This window comes from Rhizobium sp. L43 (assembly GCF_002531725.1).
Lineage (GTDB): Bacteria > Pseudomonadota > Alphaproteobacteria > Rhizobiales > Rhizobiaceae > Rhizobium.
This window is the reverse complement of the sequence record NZ_NWSQ01000006.1, coordinates 276,361-285,117: the sequence shown is the minus strand read 5'-3', so window position 1 is coordinate 285,117 and position 8,757 is coordinate 276,361. Positions and strand designations below refer to the sequence as shown.

The following is an 8,757-nucleotide window of genomic DNA, read 5'->3' as shown; positions in this document are numbered from 1 at the left end:
AAGTCATCGACCGGATACCAGCCCGATCAAACGGTGCTCTCGCACCACGCGCCATGCCTGGCGCACACGCAAAAAAGCCCGGCAAAACCGGGCTCCTTCAAATTCCGTCGAGCAGAAGCGATTAGAGGCCGAGGCCGCCGAAACGCTTGTTGAACTTGGAGACGCGGCCACCGCGGTCCATGAGCTGCTGGTTGCCGCCGGTCCAGGCCGGATGCGACTTGGAATCGATTTCGAGGTTCATGACAGCGCCCTCCGAACCCCAGGTCGAGCGGGTTTCGTATTCGGTGCCATCGGTCATGACCACCTTGATCATGTGATAGTCGGGATGGATGCCTGCCTTCATAACAATCTTCCTGCGATACCGGAGTTCAATTTGCCGCATGCAGTTGCGGCCGACGAACCGATTGAATAAATGAAGCCGCAGTCGTGATGGCTACGGCTTCCCATTAGGATGCGGTGCCTATACATGAAGGACGCCGGGATAACAAGAGCCAACAGGCCGCATTGCGCGGGTCCTGCGGGCGATCGGAGACGATTTGGCAGAGCAGGTACGGGCTGAGGAAAACAAGAGGCGGTCGCTGCGGCCGCTCGGCAGGCTGACACCTTATGTCATGCGCTATCGCGGCATGGTCGCCGGCGCGCTGATATCGCTGGCGCTTGCCGCCGTCACCTCGCTGACACTGCCGCTTGCCGTGCGCCGCATGATCGATCACGGCTTCACCCAGTCCGACGGCCGCTTCATCAACAGCTACTTCGCCATGCTGATGGTCATGGCCGTCGTGCTCGCGGTCGCGAGCGCGCTGCGCTATTATTTCGTCATCACCATCGGCGAGCGCATCGTCGCCGATCTTCGCCGCGATGTCTTTGCCCATGTGACGAGGCTGTCGCCCTCCTTCTTCGACGTCAACCAGTCCGGTGAGATCGTCTCGCGGCTGACCGCCGATACGACGCAGATCAAATCCGCCGTCGGCGCCACCGCCTCGGTGGCGCTCAGAAACCTCATCCTCTGTCTCGGCGCGATGGGCATGATGATCGTCACCTCGCCGAAGCTTTCGAGCCTCGTCATCGGGGCGATCCCGCTGATCGTCTTCCCGCTCGTCGCCTTCGGCCGATCGGTGCGCAAGCGCTCGCGCGCCGCCCAGGATACGCTCGCCGAGGCTTCCGCCTTCGCCAACGAGACGATCGCCGCCACCCGCACCGTCCAGGCCTTCAACGGCGAGGATGCCGCAGCGACACGTTACGGCGCCGCCGTCGAATCCGCCTATGAAGCCGCCCGCGCCGCCATCCGCTCCCGCGCCCTGCTGACGGGGATTGCCATCACGCTGATTTTCGGCAGCGTTGTCGCCGTACTCTGGTTCGGCGCCCACAGCGTGCTTGCCGGCACGCTTTCGGCCGGCACGCTCGGCCAGTTCCTGCTCTATGCCGTCATATCAGCCGGTTCGCTAGGCGCGCTGTCGGAAGTCTGGGGCGAACTCTCGCAGGCAGCCGGCGCCGCCGACCGGCTGACCGAACTGCTCGACGAGGTCTCGCCGATCGCCGCCCCCACCAGCCCTGAGCCTCTCCCGTCGCCCGGCCGTGGCCGCGTCGAATTTTCCGGCGTGCATTTCGCCTATCCCTCGCGTCCTGGCAAATCGGCGCTGCATGGCTTAAGCTTCGCCATCACGCCCGGCGAGACCGTTGCTATCGTCGGCCCTTCCGGTGCCGGCAAGAGCACCGTCTTCTCGCTGCTCTTGCGTTTCTACGATCCGCAACAGGGCAGCGTGAAGATCGACGATATCGATGCGCAGCTGACGACACCAGACGAGTTGCGCCAGCGCATCGCCATCGTGCCGCAGGACGTCACCATCTTTGCGGCCTCGATCCACGACAATATCGCCTTCGGCCGTCCCGGCGCCTCGCGTGACGAGGTCCGCGCCGCAGCCCTTGCCGCCCAGGCCGATGAATTCATCACGCGGCTGGATCAGGGCTACGAGACCGAGGTCGGCGAACGTGGCATCACACTCTCGGGCGGCCAGCGTCAGCGCATCGCCATCGCGCGTGCCATCCTCAAAAACGCGCCCGTACTGCTGCTCGACGAGGCGACCTCCGCACTTGACGCCGAAAGTGAGACGCTGGTGCAGAAGGCGCTCGACGGCCTGGTCGACGGCCGCACGACGCTCGTCATCGCCCATCGCCTGGCAACCGTGCTGAAGGCCGACCGCATCCTCGTCATGGATCAGGGCCGCGTCGTCGAAGAGGGTACGCATCAGAGCCTGATCCGTCACGGCGGCATCTATGCCCGGCTGGCGCGGCTGCAATTCGACGCCGCCAACGAGGACGTGCTCGCCGCCGCGAAATAGCCGGCATGCGCATCTCTGCGAGCAGCGACTAAAGTCTGACCTCCACCGCGCTTCCCTGCGGTTGTTTTTCGCGCCTCCCGCCCTAACCTCTTCATTCCCTGGGGTGGGAATATTGCCGTTGAAATTCTTGGGAGGAGATAGGAATGGCGCTTTCCGATATGACGCGACGCACGAGCCTTGCGCTCGCTCTTGGCCTGACTGCAACGCTTGGTCTCGCCATGTCTGCCGCTGCTGCGGATTTTCCCGATCGCGCGATCACCATGGTCGTGCCCTTTGCCGCCGGCGGCTCGACCGACGTCGTTGCCCGCATCGTCGCGCAGAAGATGTCGGAGGATCTCGGCCAGCAGGTGATTGTTCAGAACGTCGCCGGTGCCGGCGGCAATCTCGGCGCCGGTAACGTCGCCCGCGCCGAACCGGACGGCTACACCATTCTGATGGGCACCGTCGCGACCCACGCGCTCAACCCGCTGATCCTCAAATCGACCCCTTACGATCCCGAGAAGGATTTCGCCCCGGTCTCGCTGCTTGTCGTCGTGCCGAACGTGCTGGTCGTCAATCCGGAATTGCCTGTAAAGACCGTGCAGGAGCTGATCGCGCTGCTGAAGGCCGAGCCTGACAAATACAGCTACGCCTCGTCCGGCAACGGCACGCCGCTGCATCTTTCCGGCGAACTCTTCAAGTCGATGGCCGGCGTCGGCATGCAGCACATTCCCTATAAGGGCGCCGGCCCGGCATTGAACGACGTCATCGGCAATCAGGTGCCGATCATGTTCGACAATCTGCCGTCCTCGTCCAGCCACATCAAGGCCGGCACCCTGCGGGCGCTGGCGGTGACGACAGCCGAGCGCGCGCCCTCCTTTCCCGATGTGCCCACGATCGCCGAGTCAGGCATTCCAGGCTACGAAACCTATACCTGGAACGCGCTTTTCGCTCCGGCGAAAACGCCGAACGACGTGGTGATGCGCCTCAATGCCTCGGCCAAAAAGGCGCTCGCCGACCCGGCCGTTGCCGAGCGCATGAAAGAATTCAGCGCCACCATCGTCGGCTCGTCGCCGGAGCAACTCGCCGCCCATGTGAAGGCCGAACTTGCGAAATGGGGACCGGTGGTCAAGGGCGCAAACATCCAGATGGAGTGAGACGAGCAGGCAATCGCTTGTCATCTCTTCGCTTGCGTCCAATCAGAGTGGTGACAATTGGACGCTAAGCAACCCAATTCTAATTAAGGCAGTGGAAAAGCTCGCCATTTTGATCTAGCCTCGCCGATGCTGATGGTTGCAATTCAGCGTTTCGGGAGACATCCATGTATAAATTCGAAGTTTATAAGGATAAGGCCGGCGAGTTCCGCTTCCGCTTCAAGGCATCGAACGGGGAAACCATGTTCCTTTCCGAAGGCTACAAGGCGAAGGCGTCCGCCATGAGTGCCATCGAATCCATCAAGAAAAACACGCCCAGTGCCGACGTCGTCGACCAGACGAAGGCCGAAGCCTGAGCAGCAGCAGTGGCGGCGCGAAGCGCCGCCCTGCCCGCGCCTCCCAGCGCCACCGGCCGTTGAGCCCGGCGCGTTTGCTTGTGACCTTGGCGCCATTTCTCTTTTTCGCATATTTTTTGAAGGCCCTGTCGAAATGATCGCTGGCCGCGCCTCATTGTCTCGGAACGGCCGAGCCGTTCCGCCGGGCGTCACTATGGGATATCGATTCTCTACACCGGGATGCCTGGATCAACGCCAACAACGAGATCAGGAGTTTTCTATGCAATATGCTCTCATCATTCGCGAAGCCCCTGAGGATTTCGCCCGCCGTGACGATCCCGCCTATCGCGACGGCTGGGTCGCCTACAGCAAGGCGCTTGCCCAGGCGGGAATCATGACCGGCGGCGCCGGGCTGACAGCGCCCGAGACCGGCACGGTCATACGCCGCAAAGGCGAGGATCACGATGTTCAAGACGGTCCCTATCCGGAAGGCAAGGAACAGCTCGGCGGCTTTTATCTGATCGACGTTCCCGACATCGACACCGCACTCGAATGGGCGACCCGCGTTCCGATCTCCGACAAGGGTTCGGTCGAGGTGCGCCCCCGCCTGCAGATGTGAGGTGACGATGCCGCCCGATGCCGGACGCGCCGCCGAACAGGTGGCGCGTCAGTCCTACGGCAAGCTGATCGCCTTTCTCGCCGCCCGCTCGCGTGACGTGCCGGCGGCGGAAGATGCCTTGTCGGAAGCACTGACTTCGGCGCTTCGCGTCTGGCCGGAACGCGGCGTTCCCGGCAATCCGGAAGCCTGGCTGCTGGTGGCCGCACGCCGCAATCTCATGCAGGCCGCCCGCCATCGCACCGTCGCGGCCAAGGCGCAACCGACGATATCGGTCGCCTTCGAAGAAGCGCAGGAACGCATGAACGAGGCCGGCAACGCGGTCTTTCCCGATGAGCGGCTGAAGCTGCTGTTTGCCTGCACCCATCCGGCCATCGACAGCTCCGTGCATACGGCGCTGATGCTGCAGACAATTCTCGGCATCGAGGCGAGAACCATCGCACGGGCCTTCGTCGTCTCGCCGGAGGCGATGAGCCAGCGGCTGGTGCGGGCCAAGGTGAAGATCCGCGATGCCGGCATTCCCTTCGCCGTCCCGCCTCGCCCCGCCTTATCAGGGCGGCTCGCCGCCGTACTTTCGGCGATCTACGCCGCCTACGGCCTCGGATGGGACGGTCTCGACGGCGAGGAAGAGCGCCATTCGCTTGCCGGCGAGGCGATCTGGCTCGGCAGAGCGCTTCTGGCAGTACTGCCGGACGAACCGGAGGCAATCGGCCTCCTCTCGTTGATGCTTCACTGCGAAGCCCGCCGCAGCGCCCGGCGCGACAGCGACGGCCGATATGTGCCGCTGGACGAGCAGGATATGGCTGCGTGGAACGCGATCATGATCACCGAGGCGGATGCATTGCTGCGCAAGGCCGGAGGTTTCGAGCGTTTCGGCGCCTTCCAGTGCCAGGCGGCAATCCAGTCCGTGCATGCCGCCCGCCGGCTGTCGGGAAAGACCGACTGGCAGGCGTTGACGACACTCTATGCGGCGCTGATGATGATGAAGCCGACGCTGGGTGCGCGTGTCAGCCAGGCTGCGGTGATCGGCAGGGCCTTAAGCGCCGCCGCCGGCCTGGAGCGGCTCGACCAGCTCGATCAGCGCGCGGTCGCAAGCTACCAACCCTACTGGGCGGTGCGTGCCTTTCTCCTGTCTGAGGCGGGCGACGATACCGCGGCGACCGACGCCTACATCGCGGCAATCGGCCTCAGCGAGAGTCCCGCCGTGCGTGACTTCCTGACAGGCCGGCTGAAGAAGGCGCGGCAGGCAATGTCACGCTGATCATTTCTCGGTCAGCTTCAGCTCGATGCGGCGGTTGGTGGAGCGCGCATCCGGCGTATCGCCCGGCGCGATCGGCTGGAACTCGCCGAAGCCCGCGGCAACCAGCCGGTCGGCCGGCACGCCCTGCGCGATCAGGAACTTAACGACCGAAATCGCGCGCGCTGAGGACAGTTCCCAGTTGTCGCGAAAGCGGCCCGTTCCGGCAAGCGGCACATTGTCGGTATGGCCGTCGACACGCAGCACCCAGTTGATCTCCGGCGGAATTTCCTTGGCGAGATCGAGAAGGGCGGCGGCAAGCTTTGCCATCTCCGTCTGACCCTCCGGATTGAGATCGGCGCCGCCCGAGGGAAACAGCACTTCCGACTGAAAGACAAAACGGTCGCCGACGATACGAATATTCTCGCGATCGGACAGGATCTCGCGCAGGCGGCCGAAGAAGTCGGAGCGATAACGGTTCAACTCCTGCACGCGCGCGGCGAGCGCCACGTTGAGGCGGCTGCCGAGATCGGCGATCTTCGTCTGCGAGACCCGGTCTTTCTCCTCCGACGCCTGAAGGGCGGCTTCGACGGCGGCGATCTGGCTGCGAAGTGCGGCAATCTGCTGGTTCAAGAGTTCGACCTGGCTGAGCGCCCGCTCGCTCACCTGCTTCTGCTCGTCGAGCTCCTGCGTCATGGTGCCGATCTTCTTCTGCGCCGCATCCTGACCGCCGGAACCGGCGCTCAGCAGCGCCTGCAGCCGCGAGCGATCGCCTTCGGCACTGGCAAGCGAGGCCTGCAGGTTGGCGACCGAATCCTGGAGATCCTGGTTGCTGCCCTTTTCGAGTGCCAGAAGCTGCGTCAGTTCGTTGATCTGGCTGTTAAGGCGACTGAGCACCTCATCACGCCCAGTGATCTCGCGACTGAGGATGAACTGCCCGACGACGAAGACCGTCAGCAGGAACATGATCGAGATGAGCAGCGTCGACAGCGCATCGACGAAGCCCGGCCAGTAATCCACCGTGCGTTCGCGGCGCCGATTGCGGGCAAGAGTCATGGCTTACTTGCCCTCGCTCGTTTCTGCCTGGCTGGCGCGGTCGCGCAAACGCTCGCCACGGTCGCCGCGATCGCCTGCCCGCTCCTGCACGCCGATACGTTCAGCAAGCCGGTCGAGCGTCCGGCGCATTGCCTTCGCCTCGTCCTGCTGCGCCTCGATCCAGTCGCGCAACATCTGCTGCTCGTTGCGCATGTTCTTGACGAGGCCTTGAATGCCTTCGGCAAGGCTCGCCATCGCGGCGACGGAGCGCTGGTTGCCGGTGCCACCCTCTTCGGAGACCTTGCGCAGATAATCGGAAAGCGCGCGCATGTCGTCCGAGGAAGCCCCGGCGACGGCGTCGAGAGCCGGGGCAAGGTCGGAGCCGACATCTGTGACCGAGGAGAGCCAGTTTTCCAGCTCCATGTAGAAGCGGTTCTGCGCGCGGCCGGCCTGCAGGTCGAGGAAGCCGAGAATGAGCGAACCGGAAAGGCCGAGCAGCGAGGAGGAGAAGGCCTGGCCCATGCCCGAAAGCGGCATCGAGAGCCCTTCCTTCAGCGCCGAGAGCACATCCCCCGTGCCGTTCGAGCTGGCATCGAGCGACTGGATGACGATGCTGATCGAGCCGATCGTGCCGATGAGGCCCCAGAAGGTGCCGAGCAGGCCGAGGAAGACCAAGAGGCCGATCAGGTAGCGCGAAACGTCGCGCGATTCGTCAAGGCGGCTGGCGACCGAATCGAGGATCGAGCGCAGCGCCGTCGTCGACAGCGCCATCGAGCTTTTGCGGCTGCCGATCAGCGCCCGCATCGGCGCAAGCAGCTTCGGATTGCGGCTGACCTTGTCGGCGCTGCCGGCGGCGCGGAACGAGTTGAACCAGCGCACTTCGGGGCGAAGCGCCAGTACATGATTGAAAACAAGAATGATTCCGACTGCTAGAACGCCGACGATCAGGCCGTTGAGGCCCGGATTGTGCATGAAGGCGGTCTGCGTCTGCCGGAAGAGGATGGCGGCGATAAAGCCGACGATGACGAGGAAAAGCAGCATCGTCCAGAGGAAGGGCATGGGACTGGAAAGCCTGTAGGCATAACCGCCAGCCGTCTTTTCGGTGGAGCCGATCTCCGCCACATTCACATTTTCCATAGGGTCCGCTGCCTCCGGCGTCATTACGGCCGGAGACTAGAGCAACATTGTGCCGAATTGAAGTATGCCGGGGCGAAAAGCGTGACTTTACAACAGCCGGATTTTCGTTCGCCTACTTGGCGGGAATCGGCCGCTTGACGACTTCGATCAGCGCCTTGTGGATGATCTCGTTGCCGGCGACGATCGCGCCGCTCTCCAGAATGGCTGTGCCGCCGTCCCAATCGGTGGCGAATCCGCCGGCTTCGCGGATGAGCAGGATGCCGGCCGCCAAGTCCCAGGGCGCAAGTTCCGCTTCCCAGAAACCGTCGAACCGCCCGGCCGCGACATAGGCGAGATCGAGCGTCGGCGAGCCCAGGCGGCGGATGCCCGCCACTTCGCCCATCACGTGGCGAAGCTCGACCAGGAACTTGCCGTGGTTGCGCTTGCCGAGCGCCGGCACGCCGCAGCCGATGACGCAATCCGACAGCGTCCGGCGCGCCGCGACGCGCAGGCGCCGGTCGTTGAGGAAGGCGCCACCGCCGCGCTCGGCGGTATAGAGTTCGTCGGTTGCCGGATTGAAGACGACGGCAGCGACGATCTCGCCGTTGCGTTCGAGCGCGATCGAGACGGCGAAGGCCGGGATGCCGTGCAGGAAGTTCGTGGTGCCGTCGAGCGGGTCGACGATCCAGCGATGCGCGCCGTCCGTGCCTTTGATCTCTTCGCTTTCCTCGCCGAGGAAGCCATAGGTGGGACGCGCCTTCAGCAGCTCTTCCCTGACGATCTTCTCGGCCTTGCGGTCGGCGGTGGAAACGAAATCGCCCGGTCCCTTCACCGAAACCTGCAGGTTCTGCACTTCGCCGAAATCACGTCCCAGCGATTTTCCCGCCTTGAGGGCAGCCTGAACCATGACATTGAGAAGAGCTGAACGGGCCATCGGCGCATTTTC

Annotated in this window: 9 protein-coding genes; 5 read left to right on the top strand and 4 right to left on the bottom strand. The window is 63.8% G+C overall.

Going from position 1 to position 8,757, the window contains the following annotated elements; all coding sequences use genetic code 11:
• Positions 1-121 precede the first annotated feature (121 nt).
• The gene (rpmE, locus tag CO667_RS10620) at positions 122-343 is read right to left on the bottom strand and encodes a 50S ribosomal protein L31 (protein ID WP_003566413.1); all 222 of its coding nucleotides are present in this window, start codon (positions 341-343) and stop codon (positions 122-124) included.
• A gap of 193 nt (positions 344-536) precedes the next feature.
• On the opposite strand from rpmE, the gene CO667_RS10615 reads away from it, so the two are divergent.
• From CO667_RS10615 to CO667_RS10595, 5 genes are all read left to right on the top strand, one after another.
• Entirely contained in the window at positions 537-2,339 is a 1,803-nt protein-coding gene (locus tag CO667_RS10615) for an ABC transporter transmembrane domain-containing protein (RefSeq protein WP_097618332.1), read from the top strand.
• A 143-nt stretch (positions 2,340-2,482) separates the two neighbouring features.
• Positions 2,483-3,475, top strand: coding sequence for a tripartite tricarboxylate transporter substrate binding protein (locus CO667_RS10610; protein ID WP_097618331.1), 993 nt, complete (start codon positions 2,483-2,485; stop codon positions 3,473-3,475).
• 164 nt (positions 3,476-3,639) lie between these two features.
• On the top strand, positions 3,640-3,828 hold the full coding sequence (locus CO667_RS10605) for a YegP family protein (protein ID WP_003566419.1): 189 nt from the start codon (positions 3,640-3,642) through the stop codon (positions 3,826-3,828).
• Positions 3,829-4,087: 259 nt separating this feature from the next.
• Positions 4,088-4,426: a YciI family protein gene (locus CO667_RS10600; protein WP_097618330.1), complete on the top strand. Its 339-nt coding sequence runs from the start codon at positions 4,088-4,090 to the stop codon at positions 4,424-4,426.
• Positions 4,427-4,433: 7 nt separating this feature from the next.
• Positions 4,434-5,684: a DUF6596 domain-containing protein gene (locus tag CO667_RS10595; RefSeq protein ID WP_097618329.1), complete on the top strand. Its 1,251-nt coding sequence runs from the start codon at positions 4,434-4,436 to the stop codon at positions 5,682-5,684.
• On the opposite strand, the gene CO667_RS10590 is transcribed toward CO667_RS10595, so the two are convergent.
• From CO667_RS10590 to CO667_RS10580, 3 genes are all read right to left on the bottom strand, one after another.
• A complete protein-coding gene (locus CO667_RS10590; RefSeq protein ID WP_097618328.1) occupies positions 5,685-6,716 on the bottom strand; it encodes a peptidoglycan -binding protein in 1,032 nt (343 codons plus the stop codon). It lies immediately after the preceding gene.
• A 3-nt stretch (positions 6,717-6,719) separates the two neighbouring features.
• Entirely contained in the window at positions 6,720-7,832 is a 1,113-nt protein-coding gene (locus tag CO667_RS10585) for a MotA/TolQ/ExbB proton channel family protein (protein ID WP_097618327.1), read from the bottom strand.
• 112 nt (positions 7,833-7,944) lie between these two features.
• Positions 7,945-8,745: an inositol monophosphatase family protein gene (locus tag CO667_RS10580; protein ID WP_097618326.1), complete on the bottom strand. Its 801-nt coding sequence runs from the start codon at positions 8,743-8,745 to the stop codon at positions 7,945-7,947.
• Positions 8,746-8,757: the final 12 nt, after the last annotated feature.

Bases quoted from the DNA above. Each gene is read 5' to 3' on its own strand.
- rpmE (WP_003566413.1), bottom strand. From the start codon at position 343: ATGAAGGCAGGCATCCATCCCGACTATCACATGATCAAGGTGGTCATG.
- CO667_RS10610 (WP_097618331.1), top strand. From the start codon at position 2,483: ATGGCGCTTTCCGATATGACGCGACGCACGAGCCTTGCGCTCGCTCTT.
- CO667_RS10605 (WP_003566419.1), top strand. From the start codon at position 3,640: ATGTATAAATTCGAAGTTTATAAGGATAAGGCCGGCGAGTTCCGCTTC.
- CO667_RS10600 (WP_097618330.1), top strand. From the start codon at position 4,088: ATGCAATATGCTCTCATCATTCGCGAAGCCCCTGAGGATTTCGCCCGC.
- CO667_RS10595 (WP_097618329.1), top strand. From the start codon at position 4,434: ATGCCGCCCGATGCCGGACGCGCCGCCGAACAGGTGGCGCGTCAGTCC.
- CO667_RS10590 (WP_097618328.1), bottom strand. From the start codon at position 6,716: ATGACTCTTGCCCGCAATCGGCGCCGCGAACGCACGGTGGATTACTGG.
- CO667_RS10585 (WP_097618327.1), bottom strand. From the start codon at position 7,832: ATGGAAAATGTGAATGTGGCGGAGATCGGCTCCACCGAAAAGACGGCT.
- CO667_RS10580 (WP_097618326.1), bottom strand. From the start codon at position 8,745: ATGGCCCGTTCAGCTCTTCTCAATGTCATGGTTCAGGCTGCCCTCAAG.